Origin of the sequence: Plantibacter sp. LMC-P-059a, assembly GCF_030209505.1 — a bacterium.
In the GTDB taxonomy this organism is placed as follows: domain Bacteria; phylum Actinomycetota; class Actinomycetes; order Actinomycetales; family Microbacteriaceae; genus Plantibacter.
In genome coordinates, this window is record NZ_JARVRZ010000002.1 from 233,411 (window position 1) to 252,518 (window position 19,108).

The following is a 19,108-nucleotide window of genomic DNA, read 5'->3' on the forward strand; positions in this document are numbered from 1 at the left end:
TCGTAGAATGAAGCAATGACCTCCCTCCCCCACGACGAGCCGACGAGCCCCGCGACCGGCGACGACGCGGGCATCGATCCCACCGATCTCGAGGTCACCCTCCGCGTCCTCCAGCACATGGCGACGATGGACGAGGAGCACCCCGACTACCTCCAGGTCCGTCGCGCCACCGCCAAGATGTTCAAGGCGGTCAAGAAGGAGCGCCGGCTCGACCGCCGCGCCCGCATCGCCGACGCCGACCGCGCGGTGATCGCCGCGACCGCGACCGGCGCGCCCGACCGCATCGACGACGAGACGCGGGGCATCCCGCTCGCGACCACGACCACCGCCCCGACGGCCGGCGAGCTCCTCGTGCCGCGCAACTGCTACATCTGCAAGCAGCCCTACACGACGGTCGACGCGTTCTACCACCAGCTCTGCCCGCAGTGCGCCGCCATGAGCCACGCGAAGCGCGACGCCCGCACCGACCTCACCGGCAAGCGCGCTCTGCTCACCGGTGGTCGCGCCAAGATCGGCATGTACATCGCGCTGAGGCTCCTACGCGACGGCGCCCACACGACGATCACGACCCGCTTCCCGCGCGACGCCGTCCGCCGCTTCAGCGCCCTCCCCGACAGCGGCGACTGGTTGCACCGCCTCCGTGTCGTCGGCATCGACCTCCGCGACCCGGCCCAGGTCATCGCGCTCGCAGACTCCGTCGCCGAGCAGGGGCCGCTCGACATCCTCATCAACAACGCCGCCCAGACGGTGCGCCGCACGAAGGGCGCCTACCAGCCGCTCGTCGACGCGGAGCTCGCGCCGCTGCCCGACGGCCCGCTGCCCGAGCTGGTCACCTTCGGCCACACGAACGACGCGCACCCCTTGTCGCTCGCGGCGTCCGTCTCCGCGCACCCGATCCTCGCTGCCGCCGCGGCGAAGGCCGACGCCCTCACCGAGGCCGCCATGACCGCCGGTTCATCGTCGCTCGAGCGGCTCGCCGCCGGGACCGCGATCGACGCGGGCGGACTCGTACCCGACGTCGACCACAGCAACAGCTGGGTGCAGAACGTCGACCAGGTGGAGCCGATCGAGATGCTCGAGGTCCAGCTCGCGAACGCCACCGCCCCGTTCATCCTCATCAGCCGCCTCCGTGCGTCGATGGCGTCGTCGGACTTCGACCACACCTACGTGGTGAACGTCTCCGCGATGGAGGGCGTCTTCGGTCGCGGGTACAAAGGCCCCGGCCACCCGCACACGAACATGGCGAAGGCGGCGCTCAACATGCTCACCCGCACGAGCGCGCGCGAGATGTTCGAAACCGACGGGATCCTCATGACAAGTGTCGACACCGGGTGGATCACCGACGAGCGACCGCACCCCACCAAGGTCCGGTTGGCCGAGGAGGGCTTCCACGCCCCGCTCGACCTCGTCGACGGCGCGGCCCGCGTCTACGACCCGATCGTCCGCGGCGAGGCCGGCGAGCACTTGTTCGGCGTCTTCCTCAAGGACTACCGCCCGAGCTCCTGGTGAGTTCCAGGTGAGCGTCTGGTCGGAGGCGACGCGATGATCGGTCCGGCCGCCGTCCGGTTCCTCCACGACGCACCGCTCGGCACCCGCGTCGTCGTCCGCTACCGGCTGCCCGAGGGGTCGGAGGCCGGGGCGACCGACGCGCTCGGTGAACTCGTCGAGCGGACGCCCGCTGGCAGCACGGTCGAGACGAGACGGGGGTCGGTCACGATCCCGGACGCCGACGTCGTCGCGGCGAAGGCCGTCCCTCCCGCACCGGCGCCCCGCGGACGTCGCCGCTCGCCCTAGGCTGAGCGGATGAGCACCGAGGCTTCCGAGGACACCGTGCCGACGCAGGACCGGATCGAGGTCACGCTCCGGCGCCCCTGGTACGGCGCGCTGCAGCGTCCGACGGTGGTGTTCGACGGGCGCGGGCAGCCGGCGCAGTGGGGCACCGGTAGCTGGCGGATCACCGGCGGCGAGGTGTCGTTCGAGGTCTTCCTCTTCAACCGCATGTGGCGGTACGGAGCCGCCAGCACCACGGTCACCGCTGGGGTCGACACCTCGCTCGTCTACCGCGCTCCCCTGCTCCCGTTCCTGCCCGGTCGGTTCACAACGAGCTGAGCGATCACCCCGAGGGGCGTCGGTGGCCGCACCTAGGCTGGTCCGCGACCCTCAGGCATCAGCATCGGAGCACGACATGGCGAAACGCACCGGAACGACCGCACCACGACTCGACCCGGTCCGGCTCATCGGGCTGACGGACGGCGAGGAACGCGACCTCGAGGCGCACGACGCCGTCGAAGGGTTGCGGTTCGCCGACCTCGACCTGTCGCACCGCGATCTCTCGGGCATCACGATCTCGGAGTCGTCGCTGTCGGGGATCACCGCCGATCAGACGGACTTCCGTGCGGCGTCGTTCCTCGACACCCGACTCGAGCGCTGGGACGCGCCCATCCTGCTGGCGCCGAGGAGCAGGCTCCGCGATGTGGAGCTCGACGGTTCTCGGGTCGGGTCAGCGGACTGCTACGACGCGAACTGGCAGTCCGTGCGGATCAGCGGGTGCAAGCTCGGATTCGTGAACCTGCGCGGCGCGGTGCTGCAGGACGTCCTCTTCGAGGGCTGCACGATCGACGAGCTCGACCTCGCGGACGCGACGGCCACCCGGGTCCGGTTCGTCGACTGCACGCTCAACAGCCTCGACGTCACCAGGGCCAAGCTCGCCGACGTCGACCTCCGCACGCTCGAGCTGCGGCGGATCGCCGGGGTCGAGCATCTCCGGGGCGCGACGATGACGCCGTTCCAGGTAGGCGAACTGGCGGCGATGTTCGCCGAGCAGTTCGGTATCCGAGTCGAGGACTGACCTCCCGGGTTGCGCCAGCGCGGTGCGCTGACGTCACCGCGGGTCTGCCGCGTGAGCGCGGGTCTCCGGAGACCCGCGCTCACGCGCACGCCTCGCGCCCACGCCGGTTTTCCCGCGCTCGCGTCAGCGCACCGCGCTGGCGCCCGATGACCCGCGCTAACGCCGCCGCACCGCGCTGACACCCGGCCCGTCAGCACCGACTACCGGGGCAGACGGACCCCGATGCGCTCCAGGTGCGCGTTCGTGAAGGTGCCGGCGGGATCCAACCGCTCGAACAGGTCCCGGGCGTCGGCGAGCCGCGGCACGACCTCGGCGATGCGCTCGGCGGTCAGGAGGTTGAGCTTGCCCCAGTGCGGTCGCGCGCCGAAGGGCGCGAGTGCCTCTTCGATCGCGGGCAGCACGGCCCGCACCTCCTCGGGCAGGTTGCGCCAGGTGAAGTGCACGGCGAGCATGTCGCGGTGGTACGCCCCGCTCAGCCACAGCTTGTCGGGCGCGGCGGTGCGCAGTTCGGTCACGAGGAGCAGCGGGGCGATGCGGTCGCCGATGGCACGCAGCGCAGTGATCGCCGCGGGACCGTCGGCGCGGTCGATGAAGTACTCGGTCTGGATCTCGTCGCCGTTGCTCGGTGTCGACTCGAGTCGGAAGTGCGGCAGCCGCTCCCACCAGTCGCCGGGCACACCGCCCTGCAGCGTGAGGTTGTCGGGGTCCGTCTCGACGAGGTTGCCGGCGGTCAGGACGTCGCGCGGCACACCGAGCCACGACTCCGGGACCACGGGGAGCGTGTCGTCGCCGGCCGACAGCCGGGTCTTCCACCAGATCTGCTCGATGGTGTCGCCGAGCCAGTTCGTGAAGATGCTCACGCTGTACGCGCCGCCGGTGACGCCCTCGAAGTCGGCGAGGACCGCGTCCCACGGGACGTCGCGGTAGACGTCCTGGCGCACCCGGTAGGCGGGCTGCACATCGACGGTGACGCGGACGACGATGCCGTACGCCCCGAGGCCGATGACGAGGCCGTCGAACCCCGGGTCTCCGCGGCGGACGTGGACGAGTTCGCCGGTGGCGTCCACGTATTCGAGGCCGCTCACGGCTGAGGAGAGGATGCCGTTGTCGTTGCCGGAGCCGTGGGTGCCGGTCGCGATGGCGCCGCCGATGGAGATGTGCGGGAGCGAGCCCATGTTGTGGAAGGCGAGGCCGTGTTCGGCGAGCCAGGCGGCGGCGATGCCGTAGCGGGTCCCTGCCCCGATCGTGACGGAGCCGGCTGCTTCGTCGAACACCGGGTCGGCGGGGATGTCGATCACGGTGATGAGCGTGCCGTCGGAGTCGGCCAGGTCGGTGAAGGAGTGTCGGGTGCCGAGGGCGCGGACGCGCGTGCCGTTGCGGGCCGCGTCGGCCACGAGGGTGCGGACCTGGTCGATCGACGTGGCGTTCACGATCCGCGGCGCTGCGAAGGTGTGTGTGCCGGCCCAGTTGCGTTCAAGCGTCATGAGCGCAAGCTTGCCAGAGCCGGGACGACCCGCAGGCGTTCCCGAAACATTTCCGCTCAGGCGGCGGGTGGGGCGGCGTGCTTGTTCTCGAGCAGGACGCCGACGGCGACGAGCACGACGGCACCGAGGAACTGCGCGATGACCCACGGGATGCCGCTGAACGGCAGCGGGAGGATCGGGTTCCACACGATCGCGACGAGCAGGGTCGGGATCAGCCAGAGCGGCTGCTTGGCCTGCCACGCGAACACGGCCATGATGAGCGCGAGGATGCTCACGACGAAGAGCACGATCGTGAACGCGTCGAGTTCGAGCAGCGCGAGTCCGAGCATGAGCGCGACCGCCCCCAGGATGCCCGGGATGAGCGCGGGACGGAGGGCGAAGGGTGCGGGTGCAGGGGTCGGACTGGGCATCCCCCGAGTTTACGCGGAGGGAGGTGGTGTCGGCCGTCGCGTTGAACTGCTCACGCCTGCTCGACGAGCGCGGCGAGTTGCTCGGTGACGATCCCCCACCCGGCGTGGAAACCGAGCTCCAGGTGGTGGTCACGTTGTGCGATGCCACTGTGGAGGGCGGTCGCCCGGTACCGGGTGCCGTCGGGGTGGTCCTCCATCTCGATCACGGCCGTGATGAACGGGTCCTCGGCGGGCCGCCACTCGGCAACGAGCGCCGTCGTCCACACGAGTCGTTGCTCGGGGACGACCTCGAGGACACAGCCGGTGATCTGCGGGACGAACGCTTCCCCGTCCTCACTGAACTCCGTGCGGAACGACCCGCCTGGCCTCAGCTCGAGGTCGAGGACCCGGCACACCGAGGGTGCGGGTACCCACCAACGGCCGAGTGTCGCAGCGTCGCTCCACGCCGCCCAGACGACGGACCGGGGCGCACGGATGACCCGTTCGACCAGGAGGTCTCGTGCGTCGGCGGGTTCGGGTTGCGATTCACGGGTCTCGTCCATGGGTGATCCTCCTCGTTCAGTCGTCGACGCGGGCGAAGCGCGGGCCGTCGTAACCGGCTCGTGAGACGGGCTCGACGAACATCGCGAGCGGCCGCACCCATGACGTCGGTGGGGTCGTCGTCGTCCGGTAGAAGACGTGGGGCTCCTCCGTCTCGCTGTGACGCCCGACGCCGATCACCTCGTACAGCGCCCCCTTGAAGTGCCGGTATGTGCCGGGTTCGACGCCGAAGGACTCGCCGTCGTCGGTGCTGGCCGTGCTGTCGTCGCTCATGTCGCGATTCTAGCCAGCGAGCGTCGCGGAGTCAGTGCTCTCTTCGTCGGCCCGGAGCTCGGACACGTGCCGCACCAAGTCCTGCATCTGACGGGGGAACGACTCGCCGATGTCGATGCCGAACCGGTCGGCGAGCACGAGACAGGACCAGATGGCATCACACAGTTCGTGCTCGAGCTGTTCGAGTCCGATGCCGTCGATGCGACGCGTCCCGTCGAGCGTCATCACGATCTTGGCCAGGTCACCGACGTCACCGACGAAGCCGAGAGCGACCTCCTGGTTCGTCCATGGGCGTCCGATCCGCTTCGTGCTGAGATCGTCGTAGGCGGCGGCGACCTCCATGGCGTGGGCATTCAGCGTTGCGAAGTCCTGAGTCATCCCCAGAGCATAATCAGCGCTTTCGATGCTTGTCTCGATTGGAGTTCCGGCGGACAGGTCCCGGACATACTGGCGGCACACATACACCCGAGCGAAGCGTTCCCTGAGCTCCTGCTCGCGCTCGATGCCCGCATGGACGAACGCGCGGACCGGGCTGCTGAACCCGGCCGGAGTCGTGAACCCTTCGGCATCGTCTCCGTCTTCCAGGTGCACATGCAGGTACTGGAACGCCTCGGAGAAGCCGTTGCGCCGGTACCAGGAGTTCGCTGCCTGGTCCTCGCGGGTCCACGCATCGAGCCTCGTGATGCCTGCCCGGACCAGCCGCTCCACGGCGACCTCAAGCAGAGCGGTGCCCATCCCCCTGCCCTGATGATCGGGATGTGTCGCGACCGAGTCGATCGTGGCCTCATCACCGTCGACCCTGACGTCGAGCAGGCCGAGCACCTGTCCGTCGGTGTCGACCGCGACCAGCCCGAACGACGGCGCCACGACATCGGGGCGGCGAGGCCACACGTCGTCGTAATACTGCGTCGAGAGGAAGGCGAGCACCCGGCAACGCACCCAGGATGGTTCGTCGGTCGGCTCGTAGGGGCGGATCGCGAACGGATGCGGGTCGAGGGTCGTCACGGTGCCCCCATCGTAGAGGCGAGGCTCACCCATCGGCCAGGCACTCACCCGGCGGTCGGCACCACGTCCCAGTGCTCGCGGATGAGCTTGTCGTCGACGCGGAAGAGGTCCGCCGCGAGGACCGGGTCGCCCGACTTCGCTCCCACGCTCTGCGAGAAGGTCCAGACGATGTCGCCGTCGCTGAGCGAGATGACCGACTCCTGCGGCGGGAACGCGGAGGATCCGGAGAAGAACGACTTGAGCGCCGCCGTACCGTTCGGCGCGACCGGGTTGTGCTGCAGGTATGCCGGGTCGAACGCCTTGTCGAGGATGGAGACGTCCTGGTCACGGAAGAGGGTGTTGTACGCACTCACCGCGAAGGTCCGGTTCTGCTCCTCCTGCTTCTCCGACGGTGCGACCCCGGGCTTCGACGGGTTGTAGAGGTCACTGAACATCGTGTTGGTGTTGCCGCTCGCCGGGGTACCCGTCGCGATCGGCTGATCGAAGGACCACCGTTCGACCACGGCGCCGTCGCGGAGGCGGAACAGGTCAACGGCCGCTTCGCCCGTCCGCTCATCGGCCGGATCGGAGGCGACCTGGTAGTGCACGGCGACGAGGTCACCGTCTGCTGCCGTGTGCTTGACGACCGCTTGCGCACCGGGGACGCGGCCCCGGTCGGCGGTGAACTCGCTGAGCAGCCCGCCCGGCCCGGCCTTCTGCCCCGATCCGTGCGCGACGGCGTCGGCGGCGACGAGCTTGTCGGCGGTGGCCTGCGCCTGCGAGGACGTGGGGTCGGGGAACGCGTCCGTGTACAGCTTGAGGACGGCGGCGAGGTTCTTCTGCTCGGTCTGCGAATCCGCGCGATCGCCCATCGAGCCACCGTCGTCGCGTCCGTTCGTCGCCGACGAGGCGGACGACGAGGGGTCGGCGGTGGCCGCCGAGGTGGCCTGGCAGCCGGCGAGCATCGAGACGCCGGCGAGGACGACGGCGGTGCGGACGAGCGGAACGAGGACGGGGCGTGATCTGGTCATGACTTCACTGTGCGACGCGGTGCTGTGCCTCAGATGAGGCGTCCCTGGGCGAAGCTGAGAATCCGTGTCTTTCAGTTCGATGAGGGTCGATCAGCGCGATACTCGCCCGCGATGATCAGCCGAGTGGCCCGCGACCGCGATCGATCTGGGCCTGGAAGTCCCGCAGTGCTGCAGCCGCTTCCGGGTCGGTCGCCTGCAGGTGCTGATCCGCCGAGCGCGGGCGGGAACTCCTCCGCGACACCGCGGCGAGGAGGACGGCAACAGCGACACCGACCCCGCCTGCGAGCGCCAACAATATCGATCCGGTCACCATCAGCACACCTCCTCGATCGCTCTCAGCCTGCCACGGAAGCTCCGAGCACGCACGGGATCGTTTGCGAACCAAGGATCGCAAACGCGGAGGCGAAGGAGCTGGGCGACGGGGTCTGGGTGGTGCGCGACAACGAAGAAGCCCCCTCCGTCCCGGTGTTGCTCGGGTGGAGGGGGCTTCTGCTGGCGGTACCGGTGGGATTTGAACCCACGGTGCTCTTTCAAGCACACAACTTTTCGAGAGTTGCACCTTCGGCCGCTCGGACACGGTACCGGGGTCGAGTGTAATAGAAGACGAGCGCCGACGCGAATTGAGCGATGCCGCTCATCCACAGGCGGCGCGGAGGGCCGGTGGTGTCGGTGGCCACGCCTAGGCTGGCCGCATGGCCAAGGCACACTCCCCTGCATTCCGCTGCACCGAATGCGGCTGGACCACCGCCAAGTGGGCCGGCCGATGCGGCGAATGCCAGCAGTGGGGAACGGTCGTCGAGGCGACGGCCCCCACCGGTGTCCTCGGCAAGTTGACCCCGATCCGCGCGACCGACGAGCGCGCCGCCCGCCCCATCACCGAGGCCCGCTCCGTCGAGGCTCCCCGGTGGTCGAGCGGGATCGCCGAGTTCGACCGCGTCCTCGGCGGCGGCATCGTCCCGGGCGCAGCCATCCTGCTCTCCGGCGAGCCGGGCGTCGGTAAGTCGACCCTGTTGCTCGAGGTCGCGTCCCGCGCCGCGAAGACCGGAGCCCGCGTGCTCTACGTGAGCGCCGAGGAGTCGGTCAGCCAGGTGCGACTCCGCGCCGAACGCACGGGAGCCCTCCACGACGACCTCTACCTCGCCTCCGAGACCGACCTCGCCACCATCCTCGGCCACATCGACCAGGTCGACCCGAAGCTCCTCATCGTCGACTCCGTGCAGACGGTCTCCTCCTCGCAGTCCGACGGCCTCGCCGGCCAACCAGGCCAGGTCCGCGAGGTCTCCGCCGTCCTCACCCGCATCGCCAAGGAGCGCGACCTCCCGATCCTCCTCGTCGGCCACGTCACCAAGGACGGCTCGATCGCAGGACCCCGGCTCCTCGAACACCTCGTCGACGTCGTCTGCCAGTTCGAGGGCGACCGCCACACCGCACTGCGCTTCCTCCGCGCGCAGAAGAACCGCTTCGGCGCGACCGACGAGGTCGGCTGCTTCGAGATGGCCGGCGACGGCATCGCCGAGGTCCCCGACCCGAGCGCCCTCTTCCTCAGCCAGAACGAGCCCGTGGCCGGCACCTGCGTCACCATCGTCATGGAAGGCCGCCGCGCTCTCCCGGTCGAGGTCCAGGCACTCATCAACAAGACGCAGGCGCCGAACCCCCGCCGGGTCACCAACGGCGTCGACCCGTCCCGCGTGGCGATGATCCTCGCCGTCCTCCACGGGCGGTACTCCTACGACCTCAGCGACCACGACGTCTACATCTCCACGGTCGGCGGCGTGAAGATCACCGAACCGGCAGCCGACCTCGCGATCGCGCTCGCCCTCGTTTCCGTCATCCGCGACCTCGCACTCCCCCGCGACCTCGCGGCCTACGGCGAGATCAGCCTCAGCGGCGAAGTGCGCCCCGTGAGCGTCGCGAAGCAACGCGGCTCGGAGGGCAACCGGCTCGGCTACAAGCTGCTGCTCAACTCCGACGTCAGCAACGACCTCAAGTCCGTCCTGGGCATTGCGAAGAACGCCGCCGAAGCCGCACGGCCCGCCCGACGCGAACGCGAGCTCGACGCCGCCTTCTGAGCCGACCGCCCGCGCCTACTCCGTCGGCGCCTCGAGCTCGAGGACGCGAAGCAACTCCTCCGGCGACGCCTGCAGGGAGTGCGGACCGGCGACGTCGAAGAGCACCGTCTCGATGTCGTCACCGTAGGTGCGGAGGAAGCTCGCAAGCCAGGCGCCGTCGTGCAGGCCCACGTAGGGCGGCAGGGCGGCCGGCTTGTTCTTCGCGTCGGAGAAGAGGAGCAGTGCGAGCCTCGCGGTCTCCGGCTGGCGGAACATCCAGACCTCGCCGGTCTCCGTCGGCTTGTCGGGATTGCCCGGCTTCATGAGCGGGACGACGAACCGCCCGTTGCGCAACGCGAGCGCCACCGCCACCATGTCACCGGCGGCGAGGGCCGCGGCCAAGGGCTCGGAACGGAACTCGGGTCGCTTCTGCTTCGCCATGCCTCCATTGTCGCAGGCTGGTGCCGGGCGGCGGGGTGGCCCCGCGAGCCCCTCGCTCAGTTCAGGAGGAACTGCGCACTGTCTGCGGAGGCGAACCCACCGATGGAGGTGTTGAGGTGGTACGACGCACCGGCTGCCGGCACCGGATCGCGCGGCGCATCGCAGGTGTCAGGGGCGGACCGCGTGCGGTCCCAGGTGATCGGTGGGTTCGACGAGACCGTCTTGCCCGGCTCCAGGAGCACCTGCTGGTCGCTCGGCGCCGTCTGGCAGTCGGTGGACGTCCAGTACGGTTCGTCACCACTGGAGACGGTGAACACCTGCTGGCTCGTGCCGGCGTTCATCGTGCAGACCGCCGAACCCGTGTTCGTCACACTCAGCGACAGCTGGGGCAGCTCCCCCGCCGCGAAGCTCGTGCCGTTGACGACCGCCTCGACCCGGATCTGATCCGCGGTGCACGCAGCGGCAGAACCGGGGTCCGTGGTCGCGGCCTCGTCGATCGGCGCGGTCGTCGCCGTCTCGGGCGCAGCGCTCGCGACCGGCGGCGCGGACGCCGACGGGGTCGGCGACGACGAGGAGGCAGCCGGCTCGGCACCGGAACCCGACGCCAGCCGGACGATCAGCACGACGACCAGGATGACGACGGCGAGCAGGGCGCCGAACACGATCAGCCTGCGTCGCCAGTAGACGGCGGGCCGCTCCGGTCCGCGGGGATTCGTGAGGCTCGACATGGTCACAGATTAAGCGGCGGAACGCGAAAACGCCCGATGCCCCGCCGTCGGTGCGGACCGTGGTCCGACCGATGACGGGGCATCGGGATGGTGCTGACGTGTCGCGAGCGCTAGAGCTGCTGCGCCGAGCGACGACGGGCGATCACGAGCGCGAGCCCACCGACGAGGAGCAGTGCGGCGAGCGCCGCGTTCCCCCACGGCTCGGCACCGGTGTTGCTCAGGCTGCCGTCCTGGCTGCCGCCGGCCGTGCCGGAACCGCTGCCGGTCCCGCCGCCCGCACCGGGCTGGGTGCCCGGGTCGGTGCCGGGGTCGACCGCAGCAGCCTGCACGACGATGTCCTGCCAACCGATGACGTTGCCGTCGACGTCCTGGACGACCAGGCGGTGCGCGCCGACCGGGGCGTCCTCAGGAACAGTGACCTGAACGTTGCCGTCCGCGTCGACCTGCACGAGGCCGTCACTGACGAGGATCGGGTCGGAGTGCAGCCAGACGCTCACCCAGGTGCCGGCGTATTCCTTGCCGACGTGGATCGTGGCGAGCTTGCCGATGATGAAGTCGGTGATCGCCTTGATGAGGTCCTTGAGCGCCTGGATGAGGGCCGAGTCCGGGGCGGGCGTCGGCGGGGTGACCACCGGCGGCGTCGAGACCGTGAGCGGCACCGTCAGCGTGGTGCCCGACTCGAGCGCCGTGAGGCGCACCGTCGCCGCACCGTCGGCCGTGCCGGCCGGCAGCGTGAACGACACCGTTGCGGCACCGGCCGTGACCGGGACCGTTCCGACGGCTGCACCGTTGACCTCGATGGCGAGCGAGGTGTTCACCGGGCTGCCCGTGGAGGTCAGGTCGAGCTTCGCGACGTCGAACGTGACCTTCCCGCCGGCGGCGATCGCCGCGGTCGGTACGTTCGTGACCTGCACGCTCTGGCGGGCGAAGTCCGGAGCGACCGGGCTGTTCGCCGTGAGGTACGAGACCCACGCGTCGCGGTCGACGAGACCCGAGTCGCGCGTGTCGGTGCCGTTCGCGAACTCACGGAAGTTGTCGCCACCCTGCAGCAGGAAGCTGAAGGAGCCGATCCGGTAGCTCTTCGCGGGGTCGATCGGCGCACCGTTCACCGTGATGCTCGTGATGCGCTCGCCCTGGCCCTTCGTCGGGTCGAACGTGTACTGCACGTTCGACGACAGCCCGAGCTGCAGGTACGGACGAGACGGCACGTTCCCGGCCGCATCGAGCTGCCACTGCTGCTCGAGCACCGTCTTGAACTGGGCACCCGTGAGCGAGGTCGTCCACAGGTTGTTCAGGAACGGCAGCACCGCGTTCGCCTCGGCGTACGTGATGTCACCGGCGAGGATCTCCTCACGCATGCCACCCGGGTTGACGATGCCGATGTCGGCCCCGCCGCGGTCCGCGCTCGAGAGCGAGGCCCGGAGGGAGTCGGCGACGAGCGCACCGAGCGTGGACTCCGCACCGCGGTCGTCCTTCACCCCGTTGTTGAACGCGCGGGTGATGTCGGCCTTGGCCTCACCGATCTTCCGGTTGCCGATCTCCGCAGCGACCGCGAGGGCCTTGTCGGTGATCGTCTTGACCGTGGCGACCGCCGGGTACTGCTTGACGAGGTCGGCTTCGGCCACGGTGGTGCGCGCGACGTTCTTCGCCGTGTAGGCGGTGACGTCACCGCTCTCGCGGTCCACCGTCAGCGTGATCTGGCCGATGAACTCGCCGTAGCTGCCGGTCTGCAGCACGGGACGGGTCTTGCCGGTGACACCGGGGATCGGAGCGTCCCACGCGTACTGCTTGTGCGTGTGACCGGTGAAGATCGCATCGACCTCGGCGCTCGTCGTGGTGACGATCGAGGTGAAGGCGCTCTGCTCGGCGAGCTCCTGCTCGAGGGTCGCGCCGTCCGGCGTGCCGGCTCCAGCGCCCTCGTGGTACTCGGCGACGATGACGTCGGCCTCACCGTTGGACTCGTCGCCGTCGCTGAGCTGGGCCGCGACGCGGTTCACGGCCTCGACCGGGTCCCCGAAGTCGAGGTCGGCGATGCCGGCGGGCGACACGAGCGTCGGCGTCTCCTGCGTGATGGCACCGACGACGGCGACCTTCACCCCGTCGATGTCGAGGATCGTGTACTCCTTGAGCGCGGGCTTCTTCGTACCCTTCTCGTACACGTTGGCCCCGAGGTACGGCCACGCCGCGTTCTTCCCGTCGGCCATGACGCGGTCGACGAGGTCGCCGTAGCCCTGGTCGAACTCGTGGTTGCCGACCGCGGAGGCCGCCAGACCGAGTGCGTTGAGCACGTCGATCGTCGGCTGGTCCTCCTGCGACGACGAGGCGAAGAGCGAGGCTCCGATGTTGTCGCCGGCGGAGATGAACGCCGTCTGGTCGGGCGCGAACATCGACTTCAGCTGCTCGATCGTGCCGGCAAACTTCGTCGTGTTGGCGTCGATCCGACCGTGGAAGTCGTTGATGTTCAACAGGTTGACCGTCGCGGACTCGCTCGCGTCGGCGCTGATGCCGACGATCACGGGGTCGTGGTCGCTCGAACGGAACATGTCCGGCACGTTGAAGTCGGTCACGTTCGCGTTGTACCGCGAGTACTCGAGGGCGATCGACTCGACCGAGTTGATGTTCCACACGTCGGCACCGGTGACGCTCTGGTCGGCCTCCGGCGACGCGAAGATGTGGTCGAGCGAACCGACCGCGCCGTCGAACGCGTACGTGTACTCGCCGGTCTTCGCCTCCTGGCTGAGGTAGCCGGCGTCGCGGAGCACGTCCAGCGGGTCCTCGGCGTCGTAGGAGTTGAAGTCACCGACGAGGAAGACCTTCTTCGTGCCGACGTCCTTCGAGACCGTGTCGGCGAAGGCCACGAGGGCCTTGGCCTGACGCGTACGGTCGCCGGTGAAGGCGCCCTGACCGGTGTTGGCGTTGTCGCCTGTCGCGGCCTTCGAGGTGCTCTTCGACTTGAAGTGGTTCGCGATCACGAGGAACGTCGCCGCGTCGTCCGCGCCCTTCGGCTTGAACGCCTGCGCGTCCGGCTCGCGGGCGTTGTCGAAGGCGGGCTCGTCGAGCAGGATGCGCGATTCACCGACCGTCTCGACGGTGGCGGACTTGTAGATGAACGCCGTGCGGATGACGTCCTCGTCCGCGGGGACCTTCGCGGGCGAGGGGACGAACGTCCAGGTGCCCTCGCCGGCGGCGGCGTTGAGCGCAGCCGTCAGCGTCTTGAGGGCGTCGTCGCGGTCGAGACCGATCGACGCGGAGTTCTGGATCTCCTCGAGCGAGACGACGTCGGCGTCCAGCGCGTTGATCGCCGAGACGATCTTCGCCTGCTGACGCGCGAGGCTCTCGGCCGTGGCCGCTCCACGCACGCCGCACCCGGCGGCGTCGGAGTCGTCGACGGTCGTCTTGCCACCCTCACGGTCAGTGAAGAAGGTGCAACCGGTGCGCGAGTCGCCGGTGGTGGCGAAGTAGTTCAGCACGTTGAAGGTCGCGAGCGAGACGTCGCCGCCGACCCCGCGAGGCGAGGTGGTGCGCGTGTTCTCGAACGTCGCCGGCTGCGCCTCGGCCGTGTTGGCGCCCGTCAGGTGCTGCGTGGGCTGGAACTTCCAGTTGCTGTTGCGGAAGTCGAAGACGACCGGCGCGGTGAACGCGACGGCGGCACCGACGCGAACGGGAGCGGTGGTCGAGACGTACGGGAGCGGGATGCCGGTGTTCTCCGCCTTGGAGAAGTCGACGGTGGAGCCGTCGTCGAGGACGACCTTCTCCGCCGGGACCCGTGCAGCAGCGGCGAGGGCCTCAGCGGAGCCGGGCTTGCCGAGCACGGTCGGGGTGACGAACGGGCTGTCCGACGCGGCCAGGCCGACCTCGCCGTAGCGGTTGGTGGCGTAGGTGTCGGTGACCGTGTAGTCGCCCGCGGGAGCCAGCAGCATGCCTTCGAGGCGCTCGCGCTCCTCGTCGGTGGCCGGGAAGGCGACCGTCGCTGCGGTCGGAGCCGTGACCCCGGTGGCGTCGAGGGGGGTGACCGCGGCGGCGTCGGTGACCTTCAGCTGCGTGAGGCCGTAGTACTCGTCCACCACGCCGGTGACCTGCACATACTGTCCGACCGTGACGGAACCGACGGTGGCCGGTGAGTAGACGAAGACACCGTCCGACGCGAGGTGGGTGGCCGGGTCGATCGCGCCGCCGGTCCCCTCGGTCTGGAGGTAGTAGCCGTTGAAGCCGCCCGTGGGGAAGCTGGCGGTGACGAAGCCCTTCGTGGTCACCGTCTGGCCGACCATCGTGCTCGCGGCCGCGGTGCCCTGGATCTCGGCGATCGTCGCCATGCCTGGCTCGGCCGGCGTGGTCGGGTCGGAGGGCTCGGGGCTCGGCTCCGGGTCGGGGGTCGGCTCGGGGTCGACGGGGGTGTCACCGGCGCTGTTCTGCGGGGTCACCGTGTCGCTGAGGCCGAAGTCCGCAGCGTTGCTGTCGGTGTCGGCGAAGTCGGTGCGCACGATCGACTGCGGCACGGCGTTCCCCGACGGCGACGGCGACGCGGCCGTCTCGAAGGTGTTCGAGGTGCCGTAGCCGAGGAGGTCGACGATGGCCGGGTCGGCGACGACGGAACCGGTCGGCAGTGTCACCGCGGCCGTCGAGGCGACGAGTGCGAGCGTGCCGTTCTGCCCCTGCGGGCTCAGGGAGCTCGTCACGTCCGGGGTCGGCAGCGCGACACCGTTGGCGCCGTTCGACGATCCGGAGACGAGGTAGTACCCGCCGGCCGCGATGGAGCCGGTGAGCGGGACCACGGTGGAGGAGGCGCCGACACCGTCGAGCTTCCGGTACTGGATCGACCAGCCGCTGACGTCGACGGGCGTCGCGCCCGGGTTGTACAGCTCGACGAACTTGTTCAGGTAGGGCGCGTTCGCGCTCCCACCCGAGAGGTAGGCCTCGTTGATGACGACGCCGAGGCCGTCCGTCGAGGCGAGTGCGGGTGTCGCCACGAGCGGTGCGGCGACGAGCCCGGCAAGGGCGGCGAAGGCGGACAGCCTCCACGGGTGTTTGAACGACATTTGGCTCCGAATCGAGGGCCGTCCTCGTTCGGGGCGCGCGACAACGCACCCCCCATTCGAGGCACAGACGATGGGTAGTGCCTCACAAGCTAACCGACATGCGTGACGGAAGACCACCGGAAATGTGAACGGCACGTAAACCCGGGCATGCTCATCTGAGCAGACCGACTTCGTCCCGAGGCACTCGAACGCCTGGTCAGCCGCTGATTGTGAACGGTCTCATGACCCCACCCGCGGAGGACCAACCTTCAAGCGGTGGTTCAGAGCAGCTTGAGCATCCGGGTGTTACCGAGCGTATTGGGCTTCACCCGCGCGAGGTCGAGGAACTCGGCCACACCCTCGTCGGAGGAGCGCACGAGCTGCGCGTAGACCTCCGGCGGGACGATCTCCTCGCCGATCTCCTGGTACCCGTGCCGCGTGAAGAAGCCGGTCTCGAACGTCAGGCAGAACAGGCGACGCAGGCCCAGCTCGATCGCGTCGTGCTCGAGGCGCTCGACGAGCGCGTGGCCGACACCGGTTCCGAGGTGGTCGGCCGAGACGGCGAGGGTGCGGACCTCGCCGAGGTCCTCCCAGATGACGTGGAGGGCGCCGCATCCGATGAGCTCACCGTCGGCGGTCTCGGCGACGCGGAACTCCTGGACCGCCTCGTAGAAGACGACGTCGTCCTTACCGAGGAGGATGCGTTGCTGCACGAGTGGTTCGACGAGCTGCTGGATGCGGCGGACGTCGCCGGTGCGGGCGCGACGGACCGTGTATCCCTGCGGAGCCTGCTCGACCATCTCGCCTCCCAGCGTCAGAACCTCCGAGAAGTCTACTGACGCCAGCGCGGTGCTCCCGACCGAGCGCGGGTCTCCGGCTCAGTGCCAGGACCTCGGGCCCGCCGTGCCTGCCGCATAGGTGTCGATCGACACCTCGTCCTTACGCCACGCCTTCAGGACCGGCGCGACGATCCGCCAGCACTGCTCTGCGACGTCGCCGCGCACCGACAGGGTCGGGTCACCCTCGAGGATGCTCGACAGGACCTCACCGTACGCACTGAGCTGCCCGGCCTGGAGTTCCGCGTGGAGGGCGACGGGGTCGAGCTCGAACGGGTCGTCTTCGCCGTTGATCATCAGGTCAAGGTCGAGCGATGCCGGCTTCAGGCCGATGCGGAGCCGCGCCGGGGTCTTCATGCCGTGCAGGCCGGACGGAAGGTGCGGCACCGGCTTGAAGGTGAAGACGATCTCCTGACGGGTGTCCGCCAGCGCCTTCCCGGACCGCAGCACGAACGGGACACCGGCCCAACGCCAATTGTCGATCGCGAGCGTCATCTCGGCGAGTGTCTCCGTGTGGTGCGACGGGTCCACGCCCTGCTCGTCGATGTAGGCGGGCAGCTTGCGGTCGCCCACCGTGCCGGCGCCGTACCGGGCACGGCGACTCTCGGTGCCGTCGGCCTTCCACGGTCGCGTCGCGCGGAGCACCTGCGCCATCCCGCCGCGCAGGTCCTCGGCGTGCACACTCGCCGGTGGCTCCATGGCGGCGAAGGCGAGGACGAGGAGCAGGTGACTCTGGATCATGTCGATCAGGGCGCCCGCGCGGTCGTAGTACCCGGCGCGACCCTCGAGCGCCAGCTGCTCGTCGAAGACGATGTCCACGCGTTCGACGTTGTCGGCCGACAGCAGCGGCTCGAAGATGCGGTTCGCGAAGCGCAGGCCCAGCAGGTTGAGCACCGTCGACTTGCCGAGGAAGTGGTCGACGCGGAACACCTGCTCCTCCGGCACCAGGTGCTGGAGCAGGCGGTTGAGCGACCGGGCGGAGGCATAGTCGGTCCCGAACGGCTTCTCCAAGGCGAGCATGATGCCCTTCGGGAGTTCGAGCTTCCGGAGCGCCTTGCAGGCGAGCAGCGTGACGGCGGGCGGCAGGGCGAAGTACAGCGCGACGTTCGGGCCGGCGGCCGCGAGGACCCGCTCGAGCGACGCGGGGTCGGACACGTCGGCCTGCAGGTAGGTGGTCTCGGAGACGATCGAATCGGCCAGTTTCGAGGGCGCGTCGGCGAAGGAGGTCGCGACCCGCTTGCGCCACGCCTCGTCCGTCGACTCCGAGCGGTCCACCCCGATCAGACGCACCGCCTCGCCGCGCGGCGAGGCGAGGAGCGACGCGAGTCCCGGCAGCAGGAGTCGTGCCGTGAGGTCTCCCCCGGCACCGAGGATGACGAGCGTGCGTGGGGCGGAGGATTCCGAAGTGGCGGCGGTCATGCGGCGATCCTACGGGGTGCGGTCGATCGTCTGCGCGACCTTGCGCGCCGCCGGCGATGCCCCGGCCCGGTACGGTGAGGGCATGCGACTCGGAGTCCTCGACGTGGGATCGAACACCGTCCACCTGCTCATCGTGGACGCCCACCCCGGCGCTCGACCCATCCCCCAGTCGTCGCACAAGTCGGTTCTCCGGCTCATGCGGTACCTCCTGCCGGACGGCTCCATCAGCGATGAGGGCGTCGCCGTCATCCTCGACTCAATCGGCGCCGCGGCGGCGATCGCCCGGGAGAGCGGCCTCGACGAGCTGCTCTCGATGGCGACGTCCGCCATCCGCGAGGCCACCAACGGGCCCGAGGTCCTCGCGCTGGTCGAGGAGCGGACCGGCATCGCGCTCCAGGTGCTGTCCGGTGACGACGAGGCCAAACTCACCTTCCTCGCCGTCCGCCGCTGGTACGGCTGGTCCGCCGGCGAGATGCTGCTGCTCGACATCGGCGGCGGATCTCTCGAGATCGCCGCCGGCGGCGATGAGGTCCCCGACGTCGCCATCTCCCTCCCACTGGGCGCCGGGCGGTCCACCGTCGGCTTCCTCCACGACGACCCGCCGACCGCCGCTCAACAGGACGCGCTCAGGCTGCACGCCCGCCAGGTGCTCGCCGACGCCCTGCCGGCCTTCGCCGCCGAACCCGACGCACATCACGTCGTCGGATCGTCGAAGACCATCCGCTCGCTGGCACGCCTCGCCGGCTCGGTCGCCGACGGCATCGGCGGCACCGAACGGTCCCTGCTGCGCCGCAGCCAGCTCGACGACTGGATCCCCAGGCTCGCGAGGATCCCTGCCGAGGCTCGACCGGCGCTCCCCGGCATCACCGCAGACCGCACCTTCCAGATCGTCGCCGGCGGGATCGTCCTCTCCGAGGCGATGTCCGCCTTCCGCGTGCGCGAGCTCGACGTCTCCCCCTGGGCCCTCCGCGAGGGCATCATCCTCCGCTACCTCGACCGCCTCGGCTGACCGCCCGTTCGTTCGCCCATGTTCGGGCCAGTGAACTCCGAG

Annotated in this window: 18 protein-coding genes and 1 tRNA gene; 6 read left to right on the forward strand and 13 right to left on the reverse strand. The window is 69.7% G+C overall.

Translation table 11 applies throughout. The features are described from left to right. The first annotated feature begins 15 nt into the window (after positions 1-15). The 4 genes from QRN27_RS04500 to QRN27_RS04515 all read left to right on the forward strand — a co-directional run bounded on the left by QRN27_RS04500 (position 16) and on the right by QRN27_RS04515 (position 2,848). Positions 16-1,509, forward strand: coding sequence for an SDR family NAD(P)-dependent oxidoreductase (locus QRN27_RS04500; RefSeq protein ID WP_285040885.1), 1,494 nt, complete (start codon positions 16-18; stop codon positions 1,507-1,509). A 33-nt stretch (positions 1,510-1,542) separates the two neighbouring features. Then, complete coding sequence (locus QRN27_RS04505; protein WP_285040886.1) at positions 1,543-1,794, forward strand: putative acetyltransferase; 252 nt, start codon at positions 1,543-1,545, stop codon at positions 1,792-1,794. Positions 1,795-1,803: 9 nt separating this feature from the next. Beyond that, the gene (locus QRN27_RS04510) at positions 1,804-2,109 is read left to right on the forward strand and encodes a hypothetical protein (protein ID WP_285040887.1); all 306 of its coding nucleotides are present in this window, start codon (positions 1,804-1,806) and stop codon (positions 2,107-2,109) included. 76 nt (positions 2,110-2,185) lie between these two features. Beyond that, positions 2,186-2,848 (forward strand): pentapeptide repeat-containing protein, encoded by a 663-nt coding sequence (locus QRN27_RS04515; RefSeq protein ID WP_285040888.1) that lies wholly within the window; start codon positions 2,186-2,188, stop codon positions 2,846-2,848. A gap of 200 nt (positions 2,849-3,048) precedes the next feature. On the opposite strand, the gene QRN27_RS04520 is transcribed toward QRN27_RS04515, so the two are convergent. From QRN27_RS04520 to QRN27_RS04555, 8 genes are all read right to left on the reverse strand, one after another. Continuing rightward, complete coding sequence (locus QRN27_RS04520; RefSeq protein WP_285040889.1) at positions 3,049-4,332, reverse strand: FAD-binding protein; 1,284 nt, start codon at positions 4,330-4,332, stop codon at positions 3,049-3,051. Positions 4,333-4,388: 56 nt separating this feature from the next. Further along, positions 4,389-4,742: a DUF6804 family protein gene (locus QRN27_RS04525; RefSeq protein WP_285040890.1), complete on the reverse strand. Its 354-nt coding sequence runs from the start codon at positions 4,740-4,742 to the stop codon at positions 4,389-4,391. 50 nt (positions 4,743-4,792) lie between these two features. After that, a complete protein-coding gene (locus tag QRN27_RS04530) occupies positions 4,793-5,284 on the reverse strand; it encodes an SRPBCC domain-containing protein (protein WP_285040891.1) in 492 nt (163 codons plus the stop codon). Positions 5,285-5,300: 16 nt separating this feature from the next. Continuing rightward, entirely contained in the window at positions 5,301-5,555 is a 255-nt protein-coding gene (locus QRN27_RS04535; RefSeq protein WP_285040892.1) for a DUF1653 domain-containing protein, read from the reverse strand. Between the two features lie 9 nt (positions 5,556-5,564). Next, positions 5,565-6,560, reverse strand: coding sequence for a GNAT family N-acetyltransferase (locus tag QRN27_RS04540; protein WP_285040893.1), 996 nt, complete (start codon positions 6,558-6,560; stop codon positions 5,565-5,567). Positions 6,561-6,604: 44 nt separating this feature from the next. Beyond that, positions 6,605-7,570 carry a nuclear transport factor 2 family protein gene (locus tag QRN27_RS04545; protein WP_285040894.1) on the reverse strand — a complete coding sequence of 322 codons (966 nt, stop codon included), beginning with the start codon at positions 7,568-7,570 and terminating at the stop codon, positions 6,605-6,607. A 115-nt stretch (positions 7,571-7,685) separates the two neighbouring features. Continuing rightward, positions 7,686-7,883, reverse strand: coding sequence for a hypothetical protein (locus tag QRN27_RS04550; RefSeq protein ID WP_285040895.1), 198 nt, complete (start codon positions 7,881-7,883; stop codon positions 7,686-7,688). 180 nt (positions 7,884-8,063) lie between these two features. Continuing rightward, a tRNA-Ser gene (locus QRN27_RS04555) sits at positions 8,064-8,153 on the reverse strand. 109 nt (positions 8,154-8,262) lie between these two features. On the opposite strand from QRN27_RS04555, the gene radA reads away from it, so the two are divergent. After that, positions 8,263-9,639 (forward strand): DNA repair protein RadA, encoded by a 1,377-nt coding sequence (gene radA, locus QRN27_RS04560; RefSeq protein ID WP_285040896.1) that lies wholly within the window; start codon positions 8,263-8,265, stop codon positions 9,637-9,639. Between the two features lie 15 nt (positions 9,640-9,654). Here the strand turns inward: radA and QRN27_RS04565 are convergent, their stop codons facing one another. The 5 genes from QRN27_RS04565 to QRN27_RS04585 form a co-directional block, all read right to left on the reverse strand. After that, positions 9,655-10,059, reverse strand: a complete 405-nt coding sequence (locus QRN27_RS04565) for an SseB family protein (protein ID WP_194669217.1) — start codon at positions 10,057-10,059, stop codon at positions 9,655-9,657. Between the two features lie 56 nt (positions 10,060-10,115). Beyond that, the gene (locus QRN27_RS04570) at positions 10,116-10,787 is read right to left on the reverse strand and encodes a hypothetical protein (RefSeq protein WP_285040897.1); all 672 of its coding nucleotides are present in this window, start codon (positions 10,785-10,787) and stop codon (positions 10,116-10,118) included. Between the two features lie 110 nt (positions 10,788-10,897). After that, positions 10,898-15,823: an ExeM/NucH family extracellular endonuclease gene (locus QRN27_RS04575; protein ID WP_285040898.1), complete on the reverse strand. Its 4,926-nt coding sequence runs from the start codon at positions 15,821-15,823 to the stop codon at positions 10,898-10,900. A 260-nt stretch (positions 15,824-16,083) separates the two neighbouring features. Next, positions 16,084-16,602 carry an amino-acid N-acetyltransferase gene (locus tag QRN27_RS04580; protein ID WP_056914186.1) on the reverse strand — a complete coding sequence of 173 codons (519 nt, stop codon included), beginning with the start codon at positions 16,600-16,602 and terminating at the stop codon, positions 16,084-16,086. A gap of 78 nt (positions 16,603-16,680) precedes the next feature. Continuing rightward, positions 16,681-18,057, reverse strand: a complete 1,377-nt coding sequence (locus tag QRN27_RS04585; RefSeq protein WP_285040899.1) for a glucose-6-phosphate dehydrogenase — start codon at positions 18,055-18,057, stop codon at positions 16,681-16,683. A gap of 82 nt (positions 18,058-18,139) precedes the next feature. Here QRN27_RS04585 and QRN27_RS04590 point away from each other — a divergent pair, with 82 nt between their 5' ends. Beyond that, entirely contained in the window at positions 18,140-19,066 is a 927-nt protein-coding gene (locus QRN27_RS04590; RefSeq protein ID WP_285040900.1) for a Ppx/GppA phosphatase family protein, read from the forward strand. Positions 19,067-19,108: the final 42 nt, after the last annotated feature.